Annotated in this window: 12 protein-coding genes; 6 read left to right on the forward strand and 6 right to left on the reverse strand. The window is 71.4% G+C overall.

What is annotated here, in order from left to right:
• The first annotated feature begins 127 nt into the window (after positions 1-127).
• The 4 genes from OHS57_RS05360 (at position 128) to OHS57_RS05375 (ending at position 9,370) form a co-directional block, all read left to right on the forward strand.
• Positions 128-775, forward strand: a complete 648-nt coding sequence (locus tag OHS57_RS05360) for a hypothetical protein (protein ID WP_041998034.1) — start codon at positions 128-130, stop codon at positions 773-775.
• 82 nt (positions 776-857) lie between these two features.
• Entirely contained in the window at positions 858-2,876 is a 2,019-nt protein-coding gene (locus OHS57_RS05365; RefSeq protein ID WP_041998032.1) for a hypothetical protein, read from the forward strand.
• Entirely contained in the window at positions 2,876-7,750 is a 4,875-nt protein-coding gene (locus tag OHS57_RS05370; RefSeq protein WP_328581191.1) for a DNA repair ATPase, read from the forward strand. The genes OHS57_RS05365 and OHS57_RS05370 overlap by 1 nt, the downstream gene beginning before the upstream one ends.
• Before the next feature lie 132 nt (positions 7,751-7,882).
• Positions 7,883-9,370 (forward strand): MFS transporter, encoded by a 1,488-nt coding sequence (locus tag OHS57_RS05375; protein ID WP_328581192.1) that lies wholly within the window; start codon positions 7,883-7,885, stop codon positions 9,368-9,370.
• Positions 9,371-9,403: 33 nt separating this feature from the next.
• Here the strand turns inward: OHS57_RS05375 and OHS57_RS05380 are convergent, their stop codons facing one another.
• On the reverse strand, positions 9,404-10,789 hold the full coding sequence (locus OHS57_RS05380) for a M1 family metallopeptidase (protein ID WP_443043055.1): 1,386 nt from the start codon (positions 10,787-10,789) through the stop codon (positions 9,404-9,406).
• Between the two features lie 206 nt (positions 10,790-10,995).
• Positions 10,996-11,772 (reverse strand): LysR substrate-binding domain-containing protein, encoded by a 777-nt coding sequence (locus OHS57_RS05385; RefSeq protein ID WP_328581193.1) that lies wholly within the window; start codon positions 11,770-11,772, stop codon positions 10,996-10,998.
• Positions 11,773-11,830: 58 nt separating this feature from the next.
• Here OHS57_RS05385 and OHS57_RS05390 point away from each other — a divergent pair, with 58 nt between their 5' ends.
• Entirely contained in the window at positions 11,831-12,220 is a 390-nt protein-coding gene (locus OHS57_RS05390; RefSeq protein WP_041998020.1) for a DUF5997 family protein, read from the forward strand.
• Positions 12,221-12,298: 78 nt separating this feature from the next.
• Here the strand turns inward: OHS57_RS05390 and OHS57_RS05395 are convergent, their stop codons facing one another.
• Together OHS57_RS05395 and OHS57_RS05400 are read right to left on the reverse strand one after the other, a co-directional pair.
• Complete coding sequence (locus tag OHS57_RS05395) at positions 12,299-12,493, reverse strand: hypothetical protein (protein ID WP_041998018.1); 195 nt, start codon at positions 12,491-12,493, stop codon at positions 12,299-12,301.
• Between the two features lie 92 nt (positions 12,494-12,585).
• Positions 12,586-13,008 (reverse strand): YjbQ family protein, encoded by a 423-nt coding sequence (locus OHS57_RS05400; protein WP_041998016.1) that lies wholly within the window; start codon positions 13,006-13,008, stop codon positions 12,586-12,588.
• Positions 13,009-13,097: 89 nt separating this feature from the next.
• Here OHS57_RS05400 and OHS57_RS05405 point away from each other — a divergent pair, with 89 nt between their 5' ends.
• On the forward strand, positions 13,098-14,177 hold the full coding sequence (locus tag OHS57_RS05405; protein WP_443043056.1) for an NAD(P)-binding domain-containing protein: 1,080 nt from the start codon (positions 13,098-13,100) through the stop codon (positions 14,175-14,177).
• A gap of 45 nt (positions 14,178-14,222) precedes the next feature.
• On the opposite strand, the gene mltG is transcribed toward OHS57_RS05405, so the two are convergent.
• Both mltG and OHS57_RS05415 read right to left on the reverse strand, forming a co-directional pair.
• Entirely contained in the window at positions 14,223-15,083 is an 861-nt protein-coding gene (mltG, locus tag OHS57_RS05410; RefSeq protein WP_328581195.1) for an endolytic transglycosylase MltG, read from the reverse strand.
• A 393-nt stretch (positions 15,084-15,476) separates the two neighbouring features.
• Positions 15,477-17,315 (reverse strand): ABC transporter ATP-binding protein, encoded by a 1,839-nt coding sequence (locus OHS57_RS05415; protein WP_328581196.1) that lies wholly within the window; start codon positions 17,313-17,315, stop codon positions 15,477-15,479.
• Positions 17,316-17,390 lie beyond the last annotated feature (75 nt).

The raw sequence follows: 17,390 nt of genomic DNA on the forward strand, positions 1-17,390 counted from the left end.
TACGGGGCACGGGGGACCATCCGGGTCGCGCGGCGGCACAGTCCGCAGCCGGCCCGGACCCCGGGCTCTGCCTCCGGGAACCTGCCGGAATCTCACGCTCGCGCTCCGCCGAGACGGGGGCGGACCGATGACGGAATTCCTTTCAGCGACGCTCGGCTTCCCCGCTGTTCTCTTCAGCTCCGCCCTGGTCGTCGTGGTCTGCTTCTGGCTGCTCGTGCTGGCCGGGGCCGCCGACCACCACGCCTTCGACGCCGACCTGGAGGCCGAGGCGATCGGGTTCGGCGGGGTGCCGGTCGCCGTCTCCGCTTCGCTCTTCCTGGTCGTCGCCTGGTTCACCAGTCTGACCGGCTCGGTCCTGCTGCGCCGCAGCGCGCTGTCCAGCGGCACGAAGGCCTGCCTCGCCGCCGCGGTACTGGCCGCCGCCCTGGTCGTCGGCTGGGCCGTCGTACGGCTGCTCGTACGCCACTTGCGCCGGTACGCCGCCGAACCGCCGCCGTCCAGGCGGGACTTCGTCGGGCAGGTCTGCGCCGTCCGCACCGGCTCCGTCACCACCGACTTCGGACAGGCCGAAGTGGCCGCGCCCGACGGGTCGACGGCGATCGTGCAGGTCCGGCTCGCCGGACCGGACACCGGGTACCCGCTCGCCTTCGGCAGCAGCGGACTCCTCTACGCGTACGACGCCGAGGGCGAGTTCTTCTGGGTCGCCCCGTACGACGCGGCGCTCGACCCCGGGCCCCGGGTACGAAAGCCCGGCCTGCCGCGCGACGCCGGCTGACCCCCGCCCCCGCGCCTCTCCCGGGCCCCTTCGGTCTCCGGGCCCCCTTCACCGATCCGCCAACCAGCCTGCAAGGACTGTCATGGATGCCATCTCCTTGGGTATCGGCGTGCTCGTCGCCGTTGTCCTGCTCGTCGCCGTAGCCGCTCTCCTGGTCGTCACCCGGCTGTTCCGCAAGGTCGAGCAGGGCAAGGCGCTGATCATCTCCAAGACGAAAAAGGTCGATGTGACCTTCACCGGCGCCGTCGTCCTGCCCGTGCTGCACAAGGCCGAGACCATGGACATCTCGGTGAAGACCATCGAGATCCGGCGCACCGGCCGCGAGGGGCTGATCTGCCAGGACAACATCCGCGCCGACATCCACATCACGTTCTTCGTCCGGGTCAACAAGACCGTGGAGGACGTCATCAAGGTGGCGCAGGCCATCGGCACCGAGCGGGCCAGCGACAAGATCGCGATCCAGGAGTTCTTCGCAGCGAAGTTCTCCGAGGCGCTGAAGACAGTCGGCAAGCAGCTCGACTTCGTCGATCTCTACACCAAGCGTGAGGAGTTCCGCGACCGGATCATCCGGGTCATCGGCACGGACCTGAACGGCTATCACCTGGACGACGCGGCGATCGACTTCCTTGAGCAGACGCCGATGACGCAGCTCGACGGCGCCAACATCCTGGACGCGCAGGGCATCAGGAAGATCACCGAGCTGACGGCGATCGAGCATGTGAAGACCAACGAGTTCCAGCGCACCGAGGAGAAGGAGATGACCCGGCAGAACGTCGACGCCCGGGAGACCATCCTGGAGCTGGAGCGGCGGCAGTCCGAGGCCGAGATCAAGCAGCGCCGCGAGGTCGAGACGCTGCGGGCGCGTGAGGAGGCCGCGACGGCCCGGGTCCAGGAGGAGGAGCGGCTCGGCTCGCAGAGCGCCTTCATCCGCACCGAGGAGCAGCTCGGCATCCAGCGGGAGAACCAGGCCAGGGAGATCGCCGTCGCGGAGAAGAACCGCGAGCGGGTCATCGCCGTGGAGAACGAGCGCATCGAGAAGGACCGGATGCTGGAGGCCATCGGGCGTGAGCGTGAGACGGAGCTGAACCGGATCGCGGCGACGAAGGAGGTCGAGGCCGAGCGCCGCGAGGTGGCGGACGTGATCAGGGAACGGCTCGCCGTGGACCGTACGGTCGCCGAGCAGGAGGAGTCCATCAAGAAGCTGCGGGTGGTCGAGGAGGCCGAGCGCACCCGCCGGTCGGTGATCATCGCCGCCGAGGCCGAGGCCCAGGAGAAGCTGGTCAAGGACATCAAGGCGGCGGAAGCCGCCGAAGCCGCGGCGACCCATCGGGCTGCCGAGCAACTGACCCTCGCACAGGCACGGTTGACGGCGGCAGACTACGACGCCCAGGCCAAGCAGAAGCTGGCGAAGGGCGTCCAGGCGGAGTCGGCGGCCGTGGGGCTGGCCGGGATCCAGGTCCGGGACGCCGAGGCAGACGTCATCGCCAAGACCGGCCGGGCGGAGGCGGGAGCAGCCTCGGCCAGGCTGAGCGCCGAGGCGGGCGGTCTGACGGAGAAGGCGGCGGCGATGGCGGCGCTCGACGACGCTTCGCGCGGCCACGAGGAGTACCGGCTGCGGCTGGCGGCGGAGAAGGAGATCCGGCTGGCCGGCTTCGATGTGCAGCGGCAGGTCGCCGAGGCGCAGGCGACCATCCTGGCGACCGGTCTGGAGAACGCGGACATCGACATCGTCGGCGGCGACTCCGTCTTCTTCGACCGGCTGGTCTCGTCCGTCTCGCTCGGCAAGGGCATCGACGGGTTCGTGGCCAACTCGCAGACCGCCAGGACGCTCGCGGGTCCGTGGCTGGAGGAGGGATCGCGGTTCGCGGACGATCTGACCCAGGTGCTCGGCTCGCTGTCCACGGGTGACGTGCGGAATCTGACGGTGTCGGCGCTGCTCGGCCGGCTGACGGCGTCCTCCTCAGGACCCGCGTCCGGTCAGCTCCAGCAACTGCTCGAAGCGGCGCGGAAGCTGGGCATCGCCGACACCCCGGTCTCCGCGCTGACCGGCGGCGGCCCGACCGGTGTGCCGGTCTCCTCCAACGGCGCTTCGGTGGCCTGATGACTGACGAAGCCGTGGACGCCGGCGCGTACGGGGTACTGCGCCGCCGGCTCGACGAACAGGCCGGTGAGCTGACCCGGCGCGCCGAGGCCCTCAACGCCCGCAGGGCCGAGGAGTTCGGCTCGACGGAGCTGCGGCTGCTCGCCACCGAGCGGATCACCACCGGGCACCCCTGCGTGCCCCGGGACCTGCTGGCCGTCGGCGGCGATCTGCTCCTCGGGTTCGAACGGGCCCCGGGCGCCACGGGCGAGCCGGCGGTCGGTGACGTACTCACCCTGCGCACACCGGACTTGGCCGAGCTGCCCGAAGGGCGGCGGACCCTGCTCAACGACCCGGCCTTCGTCAGGGAGTTCGCCGGACTGCACCGCTACTTCCGCGAGGCCCGGCTGCGCAGGCTGCGGACGGTCGACGGCAAACTGCTCGCGGTGTTCCGCACCGGCGAGGACGCGGCGGACGTGCGGGTGCTGCGCTGGGCCCAGGAGCCGGACGGCTCCGCCGGCGCCTTCGTCGACGGGCGGGGCGAGCGCGACCATGTCTTTCCCGCGTCGCACGACTTCGTCTGGACGGCGGCCGGCCGCGACACGCACGTACGCGGCCGCCACCCGCACATCGCCATCGGCGCGGGCGGCGGCCTGGCGGTCGACACGCTCGGCGGCACCCTCACCGTGAGGACGGCCCAGGGCGGCCAGGCGCCCGGGAACGTGTACGAGGAGCCGGTCGACGAACCGCTCCAGTCCCTCGCCGACGCCGAGATGGAGTACGCCGAGCTGGGGCCGCTCGTCCTGCTGCGGGTGCGCCCCTACAAGGAGGAGGCCTGGCGCCATCTGGTCGTCAACACCCTGCTCGGTACGGTGCTGCGGATCGACGCCGTCGGACCGTCCTGCCACCGGCTCCCCGAGGACCAGGGAATCATCTTCCCCGGCGGGTACTACCTCACCACCGGCGCCCTCAAGACCTTCGACACCGCAGACGCGCTGGTCGACCCCGTCTTCGAGGGGGCGGTCCGCTCCCCCAACGGCGAGGACGTGCTGTACGTCTTCCGCTCACGCGACGCGAGCCGCGGCCTGCTGCTGCCGTACAACCTGATCCGCCAGGAGGTCGCGACCCCGCTGACGGGACGCGGGCACGCGCTTCTCGACGACGGCACCCTGATCCTGCTCAAGGCGGACCCGGGCGGCGAGGCGCAGCCGGGCCGGGTGCATGTGCTGCAGCGGTGGCGGACCCCCTATGTCTCGGACACCCACGCCGCCGCACGGCCGGCGGGTGGCGGGCCGCTCGCCAGGACCGGCAACGCCGACCTGGTGCGCGGTATCTCGGACTGTCTCGCGCTGGCCGGCGGCGTACGGGAGATGACACCGACGGCGGCCGTGCACCGGCAGTTGGCGGCCGACTGCGTACGCGCAGCCGACCGGCACCATTGGCTGACCGACCCGGAACTCGGCCTGCTCGCGGAGCCGTTGGCGCAGATGCGGGAGACAGCCCGGCAGACGCTCGCCGAGTTCGACGCGGTCATGGAGCTGACCCGGCAGGCGGCGGACGCCCTCGACGACGCCGAGCGCACGCTGACGGGGCTCGTCCGGTCGGTGCGCGGCGAGACGCCGCGCTCGGCCGCAGGATGGATCGACCGGCTCACCGCACTGCGGCGGGCGCACGGCCGGCTGATGTCGCTCATGGACATGCACCACGCCGACACCGAGCGGATCACCACGCTCGGCGCCCGCGCCGAGGAGGACGTCGCGTGGGCGGCCGGGAGCGCCGTCGAATTCCTCAGCGGTGAGGGCGCGTTCGCCGACTACCACGAGACCGTCGACGCACTGCTGGCCGAGACGGACACACTGACCGGCGTCAGCGACGCCGACGCGCTCGGCGCACGGCTGACGGAACTCACCGAGGCCTTTGCGACCGTCACCGACGTGGTGTCCGGACTCGACATCGCCGACACAACCGTCCGGACGACGGTGCTGGAGCGGATCGCCGACGTACTCGGCGGCGCCAACCGCGTGCGCGCCGCCCTCGAAGCACGGCGCGGGGAGCTGGTGTCCCGGGAGGCGACGGCCGGGTTCGCCGCCGAGTTCGCGCTGCTCGGCCAGGCCGTCACGGGCGCGCTGGCCGCCGCCGGCTCCCCCGCGGCCTGCGACGAACAACTGACCAGGCTGCTGCTGCGCCTTGAGGACCTGGAGTCGCGGTTCGCCGGGTCCGACGACTTCCTCGCCCGGCTGGCCGAGCGCCGCGGTGAGGTGCACGAGGCGTTCGCCACCCGTAAGCAGACCCTCCAGGACGCGCGGGCCGGGCGCGCAGAACGGCTCGCCGACTCGGCGGCCCGGGTGCTGGACAGTGTGCGCCGCCGGCTCGGCTCGCTGCCGGATCCGGCGGCGGTGCACACCTATTTCGCCTCCGACCCGATGGTCGCCAAGGTCCGCCGGATCGCCGACGAACTGCGCGACCTCGGCGACCCGGTGCGCGCCGGCGAACTGGAGGGACGGCTGCGGGAGGCACAACAGGAGGCGGGGCGCGCGCTGCGCGACCGGGGTGAGCTGTACGAGGACGGCGGCGCCACGGTCCGGCTCGGGCGCCACCGGTTCGCCGTGAACACCGAACCGTTCGAGCTGACCCTGGTGCCGCACGGGGACGGACTCGCCTTCGCCCTGACGGGTACGGACTTCAGGGCGCCGGTCACCGACCCGGAGTTCGCGGCGACCCGCCCCTACTGGGAGCAGTCGCTGCCGTCCGAGTCGCCGTCCGTCTACCGCGCCGAGCATCTGGCGGCCCGGCTGCTCGACGAACACGGCGCCGACGCGCTGAGCGGTCTCGCTCCTGCGGAACTGGCCCTGCTCGTAAGGGAGTCGGCCGCCGCGAGTTATGACGAGGGGTACCAGCGCGGCGTGCACGACGACGACGCCACCGCCGTCCTGTCGGCGTTGCTCGCGCTGTATCCGGCGGCAGGGCTGCTGCGCTTCCCGCCCGCCGTACGGGCCGCCGCACAGCGGTTCTGGGCGTACGCCGCGGGCGACTCGCGCCGCGCCTCGTGGCAGCGCAGGGCCCGCTCGCTGGCGCGGGCCCGTGCCGCCTTCGGGCCCGCTCCCGCGATCGACGCGCTGCGCCGGGAGTGGGCGGCTGCGATCGAGGAGGCGCTGCCCGGGGAGGAGCCGGGAGACGCGGTCGCCTCGTACCTCTTCGAGGAGCTGACGGGCGGCCCCGCCGGCTTCGTCACCAGCGCTTCGACCCGCACGCTGCTGGACAAGTTCCGCCGGGCGGCGGGCACGTCGGCCTACGACGAGGATCTGCTCGCGCTCGGCGACGACCCGCACGCGCGCCGTCAGCTCGTCGAGGGCTGGCTCGCTCCGTACGCCGCTTCGAGCGGTACGGAGCTGGACCCCGGTGAGCTGGCCGAGGCGGTCGCCGTCGAGCTGTGTCCTGAGCTGGAGCGGTACGAGAGCGACGCGGCGCTGACGGTGTCCGTCGAGGGGCTGCTGGGCACCCACCCTCGGATCGCCCGGGGCAGGATGACCGTTCGGCTGGACGAACTCCTCGCCCGTACCACGGAGTTCCGTACGAAGACGATGCCGGGCTTCCGCGCGTACCAGCGGCTGCGCAGCCGGCTCGTCGCCGCCGAGCGGCGCCGGCTGCGGCTGGAGGACCACCGGCCGCGTGTGATGCCGGCGTTCGTCCGCAACCGGCTGCTCGACGAGGTGTACCTGCCGCTGATCGGTGACGCGCTCGCCAAACAGATCGGCGCCGCGGGCGCCGGCCGGCGCACCGACTCGCAGGGCATGCTGCTGCTGGTCTCGCCGCCCGGCTACGGCAAGACGACGCTGCTGGAGTACGTCGCCGACCGGCTCGGCATGGTCCTGGTCAAGATCAGCGGTCCGGCGCTGGGCCACGAGGTGACCTCGCTCGACCCGGCCGAGGCAGGCAGTGTGACGGCGCGTCAGGAGATCGAGAAGATCAATTTCGCGCTCGCCGCAGGCAACAACACACTGCTCTACCTGGACGACATCCAGCACACCTCACCCGAACTGCTCCAGCGGTTCATTCCGCTCTGCGACGCGACCCGCCGGGTCGAGGGGGTCAGGGACGGCCGGCCGCACAGCTACGACCTGCGCGGCAAGCGGTTCGCCGTCTGCATGGCCGGCAATCCGTACACCGGCTCCGGGGAGCGGTTCCAGATCCCGGACATGCTCGCCAACCGCGCCGACGTCTGGAATCTCGGCGAGGTGCTGACCGGCCGTGACGAGGTGTTCGCGATGAGCTTCGTGGAGAACGCGCTGACCGCCAACCCCGTGCTCGCGCCGCTGGCGGGCCGCTCCCGGAGCGATCTCGAACTGCTGGTACGCCGCGCCCGCGGGCACGGCGTGGGGCCCGCCGAGCGGACCGAGCACGCGTACACCCCGGCCGAGGTGGAGCGGATCCTCGCCGTGCTGCGCCATCTGCTCGCCGCGCGGGAGACCGTCCTCGCGGTGAACTCCGCGTACCTCGCCTCGGCGGCCCGGACCGCGCAGACCCGTACCGAGCCGCCGTTCCGGCTGCAGGGGTCGTACCGCGACATGAACAAGATCGCCGAGCGGATCCTGCCGGTGATGAACGAGGCCGAGCTGTCGGCCGTCGTGGACGACCACTACACGGCGGAGGCGCAGACCCTCACCACGGGGGCCGAGTCGAATCTGCTGAAGCTCGCCGAGCTGCGCTCCGCGCTCACCGCCGAGCAGGCGGCGCGCCTGTCCGCGATCAACGCGTCGTACGTACGCACCCAGGCGCTCGGCGGGCCCGACGGCGATCCCATGGCTCGCGCGGTGGCCGCGCTCGGCCTTCTCGCCGACCGGGTGGCCGCTGTCGGGACGGCCATCACCAACGCATCGGCGGCGGCCGGGGACTGAGCGGGGCCACGGGCGGGGCGCGTCCCGGGGGCGACTGCCGCCGGGACGCGGGCGTGTCAGCCGTGACCCAGGGTCACCGCGATCTACGCTGCTGACCATCCGTCAGGCCGCCGCCGATCACAAAGGGCAACCATGCCGCTCAGGCTTCCCGTGCCACGCATCCTCAGCCGCGTCCCACTGGCCGGGAACTACCCCGCGGCAGTGATCATGGTGCTCCTCGCACTGAGCCCCTACCTGATCCTCACCACGGCGACCTCCTTCGCGCTGCCGGTCCTCATGCACGACCTCAGCGCCACCCGGTTCGAGTTGCAGCTCACCAGCGGCATGTCCAACGCGGGGTACGCGTTCGGTGCCGTGGGCGCCGCCGACCTGCTCCAGCGGCTGCCGCGGCGGGTGGTCTACCTGCTCGCCGAGTCCGGGTTCGTCCTGGGCTCCGTCCTGGCGCTGAGCGCCCCGGGGATCGGGCTGTTCATGGCCGGTCTGATCCTCCAGGGGCTGTGCACGGGCATGCTGCTGGTCTCCGCGCTGCCGCCGCTGATCCTGGGGCACGGCATCGAACGGCTGCCGTTCACCGCCGCGGTCATCAGCATCGGGCTGTTCGGCATGGTGACGGCGGGACCGCTGGTGGGCGGGCTGATCGGCAGTTACGGCGGCTGGCGGCTGCTGTACACCTCGGTGGCCGTGCTCGCCGCCGTCGGACTGACCCTCGGGGCCCTGACGTTCGAGAGCAACGAGCCCTACGCGCGGGGCACGCGGTTCGACTGGCTCGCCATCCCGCTCGCCTTCGGCACGGCGTTCCTGCCGTTCTTCGGGGTCTCCTGGCTGTCCCGTGGCTCGTTCTCCGACGCCGCGTTCCTCGCCCCGGTCATCGTCGGCCTGCTGATCGGTGCCGTCCTGATCGTCGGTCAGTACCACAAGAAGAACGCGCTGATGCCGGTACGCCCCATCAGCAACACACTGCCCGTCAGCGGGACCCTCGGCGCGATGCTCGTCGGGGCCGCCTTCACCACCCTGCTGGAGCTGGCCGAGGTCTATCTGGAGGAGGTGGCGCGCTACTCCCCGATCAAGTCGGGCGCGCTGATCGCTCCGATGGTGCTCGGAGTGGTGATCGCTTCCGTGCTGTTCAAGCAACTGGTGACCACCCGCTGGACACCGGTCCTGGCGCTCTCCGGAATCGTCAGCGTCGCCGTCGGCGCCGGGATCCTGCTGGCGGTCTCGGCGTCGAACGCGTCCGCCGTGGTGCCGGTCGCCATGCTGTTCCTGGGCTTCGGCGCGGGCGCCGGCGTCACCCCCGGACTGTTCCTCGCCGGTTTCTCGGTGTCGGCCGCACAGCTCGGTCCGACCTTCGCCCTGGTCGAACTGCTGCGCTCCGAGGCCGCGTTCCTGATCGGCCCGGTCCTGGTGCATCTCGCCATGACGACGGGATCCGACTTCGCCGACGGCTACCGGACGTCGGTGGTGGTCACCCTGATCCTGACGGTCGTCGGCGGGCTGGTCGTCATCGGCATCTGGCTGGCCGGCGGCTCCCGCCCGAAGCGCCCCGACCTGGCGGCCTGGGCCTCCGGTACGTCGACGGCCTTCCACTCGCCGGCGATCGGGGCCAGGTTCCGCAAGGCGTGACGCGCGGCTCGGGCACCCCGGCCACGACGGCGACTACGGCTTGGCCGGCTTCCCGGCCGTACCGATCCAGGTGTGGAACAGCGGCCCGAGGTGCTTGCCCGACACCTTCTCGCTCAGGGCGACGAACTGGGCCGTGGTGCCGTTGCCGTAACGGTGGCCGCGCGCCCAGGACTTCAGGATCGTGAAGAAGTCCCGGTCACCGACGGCCGTGCGCAGCTTCTGCAGTGCCATCGCGCCGCGCGTGTAGACGGGCGAGGCGAAGATGTTCTCGCCGCTGCCAGGATCCGCGGTGGGGAACGCCCAGAGACCGCTGGTCGCCGGCGACGCGTAGTAGTGGTCGAAGCTGGCCTGCGCGCTCTGCCCGCCGTGCTGCTCCTCCCAGAGCCATTCGGCGTACGTCGCGAAGCCCTCGTTGAGCCAGATGTCCTGCCAGCTCGTCAGGCTCACGGAGTCGCCGAACCACTGGTGTGCCATCTCGTGCACGACCGTGCCGACGTCCGGAGCCCTGTCGTACACCGGCCTGGTCTGCGTCTCCAGCGCGTAGCCGACATCGGGGGCGTGGTCGACGATGGCGCCGGCCGCCGAGAACGGGTAGGGGCCGAACCGCTTGGTCTCCCAGTTGAGGATCTCGGGGATCTCGGCCAGCGCGGGGGCGGCCTCCGCCGCCTCCCTCGGGTCCACGGCGTTGTACACCGGGATGCCCGAAGCCGTTTTGTAGCTCTGGACGTTGAACTTGCCGACCGTGGCGGTGGCGAGATAGGCCGCCATCGGCTCGCGCTGGTCCCAGCGGAACGTCGTCTTCCCGTGGCTGGTCCGCTGTGACTTCAGCACACCGTTCGCGACCGCCGTGTATCCCTTGGGCACGGTGATCTCGAACGCGTACGAGGCCTTGTCGAGCGGGTGGTTGTCGGCGGGGAACCAGGACATGGCGCCCTGCGGCTCCCCCGCGACGAACGCGCCGTCGTCGGTGGCGATCCAGCCGTCCGGGGATCCGTCCGGGTCGGTGACGTCGGCGGGGACGCCGCCGTAGGTGACCTCGACCCGGAAGGCGGCGCCTCGGCGCAGCGTCTTGTGCGGGGTGACGACCAGTTCCTGGCCGTGCCGTGTCCACTTCGCCGTACGGCCGTCCACGCGCACGCTCTTGACCGTGAGACCTGACAGGTCGAGGTCGAACGTCCGCAGGTCCTTGCCGCCGGTCCGCGCGGTGATCGTCGCTTCGCCGTCCAACCGCTTGGTGCCCGGGTCGTAGGCGAGGTCGAGGCCGTAGTGCCGTACGGAGTAGCCGCCGTTGCCCGCCAGCGGGAAGTACGGGTCGCCGAGCCCGGGGGCGCCCGCCTTCGCCGCGACGGCCGCGACGGCGGTGCCCTCGGTGGTCAGGGTGAGGGCGGTGATCGCGAGGACGGCGACGGTGGTGCTCAGGAGGCCGGACCGGACGAAGCCGCGAAGCGGCCGGGCACCGTCGGCGGACGGGTGGGCAGCGGGCACGTGCACTCCTGACACCGGGAACAGGGCTGGTACGAAGGCGACCAAACCTTATTGCCCGGTACACGAAACTGACAAGACGCCAATATGCCTGCTGGTGCGGGGTGCGGGGTCGGTTCTCCGGGCGCGATCCCCGGGGAGCCTCAGGACCGGCGGCGCGGTTTGCCCCGCTTGCCGCCCTTGGCACCGGCGGACCCGCCGCGCGGGTTCTTGCCGGTGGCTTTGCCCGCCGCCGGCTTGCGCCGCGCGCCGCCACCGCCCGAACCGGGGCGTTCCTTCTTCGGCTGCGTCGGGGCGGCGGCCGGGGGGGTGCGGCCCCGGGTGCTGTTGACCGTACGGCCGCGCACGATCCCGATGAAGTCCTCGACCAGATCGGTGGTGGCGTCCTCCGGCCAGGACAGCGCGATCCGCGACTCGGGCGCGTCGGAGAGGGGCCGGTAGGTCAGGTCCCTGCGGTGGTGCAGCCGGGCGAGGGACTGCGGGACGACGAGCAGGCCCACCCCTGCCGCGACCAGCTCGACGGCGTCGACCGTCGTCTCGGGGCGTTCGTTCGCCGCCTGTCCCGGCGGGCGCTCCCATTCGAGCGTGTCGTCGAGGGGGTGCAGCACGATGTCGTCGGCCAGCTCTTGCGCCGACACCTCTTCCACCGCCGCCACGACATGGTCCTTCGGGACCACGACCACGGTGGTCTCGGTGTAGAGCGGGATCGCGCTGAGGTCCGTCCGGTCGATCGGCAGCCGCACGAGCCCGGCGTCGGCGCCGCCGTCCCGCAGCACGTCCGCCGCCTCGGCCGCCGACACGGGGACGAGGGTCAGCGGGGTGTCCGGCAGCCGCTCGTGCCAGATCCGCACCCACTTGGTGGGGGTCACGCCGGGGACGTAGGCGAGGCGGAACGAAGGGGGCACATCCGAGCCTGTCACCCCGCCAGGTTACCGGTCGTGGTCAGCGGCGTCGCACCCGCTCGATACCCTGGTCACCATGACGTCGCAGCAGACCACCCAGACCATGAAGCCGGCGACAGCCGCGAAGAAGCTGGGTGTGTACCTTGAGGCCACCCCCGCCGAGTTCCAGGAGGGTGTCGTCTCTCGCAACGAACTGAGCGCGCTCCAGGCGGAACCGCCCGAGTGGCTCGAGGAGCTGCGCCGCAACGGCCCGCACCCCCGCCCGGTGGTGGCGGCCAAGCTCGGCGTCTCCATCGCGGGTCTCGCCCGTGGCGGGGTGACCGAACCGCTCACCACGGAGCAGATCGAGGCGCTGAAGGAAGCCGGCCCCGACTGGCTCACGCGGGAGCGCGCCACCCAGGCCGAGGTGCGCAAGGAAGCCGTCCGTATCAAGGAGAAGAACGCCGCACGGCGCGAAGCCGACTGACGCCCGCGCTCCTCGGTACGGGCCGATACGGGCCGGTCACGACGTGGCGGTCATGCCGTGCCGGTCACGCTGTGCCGATCACGGGAACATGAAGATCCCGATGAGGATCTCCAGGAAGACCGCGCCCACCAGCGCGCCGAAGGTCAGGCTCCCCTTGTGGTGCAGCGGTTTCCGCGCTCCGCCGCCACGGGGCCTGTCCTCGGCGAGCGTGGGGTTGGCCGGCCGGTCGAGGGCGTAGAAGCTGTCGTTCTCGTGCGTTTCGATGTATGCCATGAGGACCCCTTCATCGTGGTCTCGGCATGTCCTACTGACTATTTTTCCCCAAATAGGACTATCTACACAGAACGGACAGTGACGTCTCGGGTTCAGCCGAGGAAACTCAGCCGCACCTGCCGGCTCTCGTTGTCGACGTTCGTGTCGACCAGGCACACCGACTGCCAGGTGCCCAGCTCCAGTCGGCCGGCGACGACCGGCAGGGTGGCGTGCGGAGGGACGAGCGCCGGCAGGACGTGGTCCCTGCCGTGGCCGGGGCTGCCGTGGCGGTGCTGCCAGCGGTTGTCGGCGGGGAGCAGCGTCCTGAGCTGGCCGAGCAGGTCCTCGTCGCTGCCCGCGCCCGTCTCGATGAGGGCCACTCCCGCCGTGGCGTGCGGCACGAACACGTTCAGCAGGCCGTCGCGGCCGTCCGCCACGTCGTGGAGGAACGCGGCGCAGTCCCGGGTCAGGTCGACGACCGCCTCTTCGCTGCCGCTGTCGATGTGCAGGATCCTGGTGGTGAATGCGTGTGACATAGCCCCTATCGTGCCGCGCGACGGGGCGGGGCGCGCACGGGAAGATCCCCGGTTTCGGAGCTGTTGGCAGAGGCGTGAACGACTTCGGGGTGCGCGATGTGGACGTGGTGGTCATCGGCGCCGGTCAGGCCGGTCTGTCGAGCGGCTACCACCTGCGGCGTACGGGCTTCGAGCCGGACCGGGACTTCGTCGTGCTCGACCACGCACCGCACCCCGGCGGCGCCTGGCAGTTCCGCTGGCCCTCGCTGACCTACGGCAAGGTGCACGGCATGCACGCGCTGCCCGGTATGGAACTGGTCGGTAAGGACGCCGACGCCGGGCGTCCTTCGGCCGAGGTGATCGGCGCGTATTTCACCGCCTACGAGGAACGGTTCGGGCTGCGGGTGCACCGGCCCGTGGATGTCTCGGCGGTGCGCGAGGGCGAAGCGGGGCGGCTGCTGGTGGAGACGTCCGAGGGGGTGTGGCGGGCCCGCGCGGTCATCAACGCGACCGGGACCTGGGACCGTCCGTTCTGGCCCCGCTACCCCGGGCAGGAGACCTTCCGCGGGCGGCAGTTGCACACGGCGCACTACCAAGGGCCCGCCGAGTTCGCCGGGTTGCGGGTGGTCGTGGTGGGCGGCGGCGCTTCGGGGACCCAGCATCTGATGGAGATCGCCGAGGTTGCGGCGGACACCACCTGGGTGACACGGCGCGAACCGGTCTACCGGGAGGGCCCGTTCGGCGAGGAGCAGGGGCGGGCCGCCGTCGCTCTCGTCGAGGAGCGGGTGCGGCGCGGCCTGCCGCCGCAGAGTGTCGTCTCGGTGACCGGGCTGCCGCTGACCGACGCGATCCGCACGGCACGCGAGGACGGTGTGCTCGACCGGCAGCCGATGTTCGACCGGATCACCCCGGAGGGCGTGGCCTGGGACGACGGCCGGCGGGTGGCTGCCGATGTGATCCTCTGGGCGACGGGCTTCCGGCCGGCCGTCGACCATCTCGCGCCGCTGCGGCTGCGCGAGCCGGGCGGCGGTATCCGGGTCGAGGACACGCGCGCCGTACGGGACGAACGCGTCCATCTCGTGGGGTACGGGCCTTCGGCCTCCACCATCGGCGCCAACAGGGCGGGCCGTACGGCCGTACGGGACATCAGGCGGCTGCTGGCCCGGGAGCCGGCGGGGGCCGCGGTCTGAGCCGCGGGGCCCGAGTCGCCCGGCCCGACGTGCCGCCGACCACGGTCAGTTGCCGCTCGCGTGGCTGCGGTTCTCGTTGAACTCCCGGACGTTGCTGCGCTGTTCCTCGTAGGTCTCGGCGAACCGGGTGTCGCCGTCGGCGACGGTGACGAAGTACAGCCAGTGCCCGGGGGTCGGGTTGACCGCCGCGTTCATCGCGGCGTCCCCGGGGTTGCCGATCGGGGTGGGCGGCAGCCCTCGGTGCGCGTAGGTGTTGTACGGGCTCTTGGTCTTCGTGTCGTCGTGGCTGGTGTCCAGCGTGGCGCGGCCCAGGGCGTAGTTGAGGGTCGAGTCCATTTGCAGGGGCATGTCCATGGCCAGCCGGTTGTGCACGACCCTGGCGACCTTTCCCATGTCGGCCACGGTCGCCGCCTCCGCCTGCACGATGCTGGCGATCGTCACGGTCTGATAGACCGTCACCCCGTTGCGCCGGGCCCCCGCCGCGATCCGGTCGGCGCCGAAGCGCTGGTTGGCGGTGTTGACCATGAAACTGAGCAGGCTCGCCGGTGTCGTCGCGCGGCCGACCGGATAGGTGGCGGGATAGAGATAGCCCTCGGGGTTGCCACGGGCGGCGGTCGGCAGCGTGAGCGCGCCCCCGGTCGCCGCCTTGCGTGTCGTACCGGCGGGGACGGACAGCGCGCGGTCGGCGGCGGCGTACACCTGGGTGGCGCGGCGCCCCTCCGGCACGACCAGGGTGGCCTGCTCACCGCCTCCTCCGCCGCCGCTGTCGTCGCCGGTCAGCAGCAGGACGGGCACGGCGACGGCGGTCGCCACCATGAGCAGGGCGCCCGTCAGCACGACCAGCCGGCCGCGGCGGGTCAACCGGGTGCGGCGCCCGGGTCCGGTACGCGGAGGCTGGTTGGTCATGCGGGCACGCTAACCCGGAGTGATCACCGAATCCGGTAGCTGAGCTGCGACGACACGGACGGCGCCCCGACCGCGCCACAAGCACGAACAAACGAACGTGGGATCGGTTGTTCGTCAGAAGGTGTGATCGTCAGGATTTCCATTGCCCGATCACTCTGTGAAGCGTGATGCTTACGGGGCGCAAGCGACGGGCTGCAGACCGGAGCCGCGCAGTCCCACATCAGCATTACGTATTGAGGAGAAGCACCACCATGAACGTCATCACCAACCTGCTCGCCGGCCTCGTCCACTTCGTGGGCTGGCTCGTCTGACGCCTCGACCGCGAGCCCGGCGCCGCTGCTCCCCGTCCCACGGGAGCAGCGGCGCTGCCGCGTTTCTGGGCACGGGACCGCCTCACGACGAGACCGCTGCCAGACCGTCGGACGGCCGGTCGGCCGACTCGCCCCTGCGGAGCAGGTCGGCGTACCGGCCGTTCCGCCCGACCAGCTCGTCGTGCGTGCCCCGCTCGGCGATACGGCCCGCGTCGAGGACCACGATCTGGTCCGCGTCCCTGACGGTGGAGAGCCGGTGGGCGATGGTGATGGTGGTGCGCCCCGCGGAGAGCGCGTCGATGGCCTGCTGCACCGCGTGTTCGGTGCGGGTGTCCAGGGCGCTGGTCGCCTCGTCGAGGATCAGCACGGGCGGGTCGCGCAGGATCGTACGGGCAATCGCCAGCCGCTGCTTCTCCCCTCCGGAGAAGCGGTAGCCGCGCTCGCCGACCAGGGTGTCGTAGCCGTCGGGCAGCGACGCGATGTGGTCGTGGATCTGGGCGGCCCTCGCGGCCGTCTCGATCTCCTCGGCCGTGGCCTCGGGCTTGGCGAACCGCAGGTTCTCGGCGACGGACGCGTGGAAGAGGTAGGTCTCCTGCGAGACCACGCCGACCGCGCGGGCCAGCGTGTCGAAGTCCAGGTCACGGACGTCGACGCCGTCGAGCTCGACCCGGCCGCCCGTCACGTCGTAGAGCCGGGGGACGAGATAGCTGAGCGTCGACTTGCCGGATCCGGTGGGTCCGACGACGGCGAGGCTGCCGCCCGCGGGGACGGTCAGATCGATACCGGTGAGGGTCGGCGCGCCCTTGTCGTCGTACGCGAAGTCGACATCGGCGAAGCGCACCTCTCCCGCGACCCGGTCGATCGTGACCGGCTCGTCGGGCTCGGTGATGTCCACCGGCAGGTCGAGGTATTCGAAAATGCGCTGGAAGAGGGCGAGCGACGTCTGCATCTGCACGCCCGTGGCGAGCAGGCTCACCGCCGGACGGAAGAGACCCTGCTGGAGCGAGACGAAGGCGACCAGGGTGCCGATCGAGACGGCCGGCCCCTGGCTGTGCAGCGCCATGCCCGCCACCCAGTAGATGACGGCCGGCATGGCGGCCATGACGATGCCGATGGTCGACATCCGCCAGCGCCCCGCCATGTTGGAGCGGATCTCCAGGTCGACGAGCTGTTCGGACTCGTCGGCGAAGGTCTTGGTGAGCGAGTCGGCCCGGCCCATCGTGCGGCCGAGGAGGATGCCGCTGACGGACAGCGACTCGGTGACGGTGGCCGCCATCGTGGCCATCTGGCGCTGCCGGTGGGTGGTGATCTTCTTGCGCTCGCGGCCGACGCGGCGGCTGATCCAGACGAAGACCGGCAGCAGCAGCATCGACACGATCGTCAGCCGCCAGTCCAGCGCGATCATGGCGACGACGGTCGCGATGACGGAGGTGAGGTTGGAGACGAGCGAGGTGGCCGTCGAGGTGACGGTGGCCTGCATGCCGCCGATGTCGTTGGCGATCCTGGACTGGACCTCGCCGGTCCTGGTCCTGGTGAAGAAGGCGAGCGGCATGCGCTGGAGCTGGCCGTACACGGCGGTGCGCAGGTCGTGCATGACGCGCTGGCCGACCGTGGTCGAGATCAGCGTCTGGAGCACACTGAAGACGCTGTTGACCACGGCGGTGACGATCATACCGAGCGCGAGCAGGGTCAGCAGGCCCGTGCGCCCCTGCGGGATCGCGGTGTCGAGGATCGCCCGCAGCATGAACGGCGAGGCGACGGAGACCAGCGACGAGGCGCCGACGAGCAGTCCGACGACGGCGAGCCGGCCGCGGTAGGGGCGGAAGAGGCCGAAGATGCGCCGCAACTGGGCGGGGGGCTCCGGCTGCCCGGGGCCGCCGGCGCGGTCCTGGGGTGTCCAGGTGGACGGTTCGGGTTTCATGGGCTCCTTCGGGAGTGGAGAGGGGAGCGAACTTTGGTGAGCATAGCTCACTGTTACCTATGTACACAATGAGCG

The sequence above is a fragment of the Streptomyces sp. NBC_00370 genome, from assembly GCF_036084755.1.
In the GTDB taxonomy this organism is placed as follows: domain Bacteria; phylum Actinomycetota; class Actinomycetes; order Streptomycetales; family Streptomycetaceae; genus Streptomyces.

Coding starts and splice junctions, on each gene's coding strand:
- OHS57_RS05360 (WP_041998034.1), top strand. CDS start 128: ATGACGGAATTCCTTTCAGCGACGCTCGGCTTCCCCGCTGTTCTCTTC.
- OHS57_RS05365 (WP_041998032.1), top strand. CDS start 858: ATGGATGCCATCTCCTTGGGTATCGGCGTGCTCGTCGCCGTTGTCCTG.
- OHS57_RS05370 (WP_328581191.1), top strand. CDS start 2,876: ATGACTGACGAAGCCGTGGACGCCGGCGCGTACGGGGTACTGCGCCGC.
- OHS57_RS05375 (WP_328581192.1), top strand. CDS start 7,883: ATGCCGCTCAGGCTTCCCGTGCCACGCATCCTCAGCCGCGTCCCACTG.
- OHS57_RS05390 (WP_041998020.1), top strand. CDS start 11,831: ATGACGTCGCAGCAGACCACCCAGACCATGAAGCCGGCGACAGCCGCG.
- OHS57_RS05395 (WP_041998018.1), bottom strand. CDS start 12,493: ATGGCATACATCGAAACGCACGAGAACGACAGCTTCTACGCCCTCGAC.
- OHS57_RS05400 (WP_041998016.1), bottom strand. CDS start 13,008: ATGTCACACGCATTCACCACCAGGATCCTGCACATCGACAGCGGCAGC.
- mltG (WP_328581195.1), bottom strand. CDS start 15,083: ATGACCAACCAGCCTCCGCGTACCGGACCCGGGCGCCGCACCCGGTTG.
- OHS57_RS05415 (WP_328581196.1), bottom strand. CDS start 17,315: ATGAAACCCGAACCGTCCACCTGGACACCCCAGGACCGCGCCGGCGGC.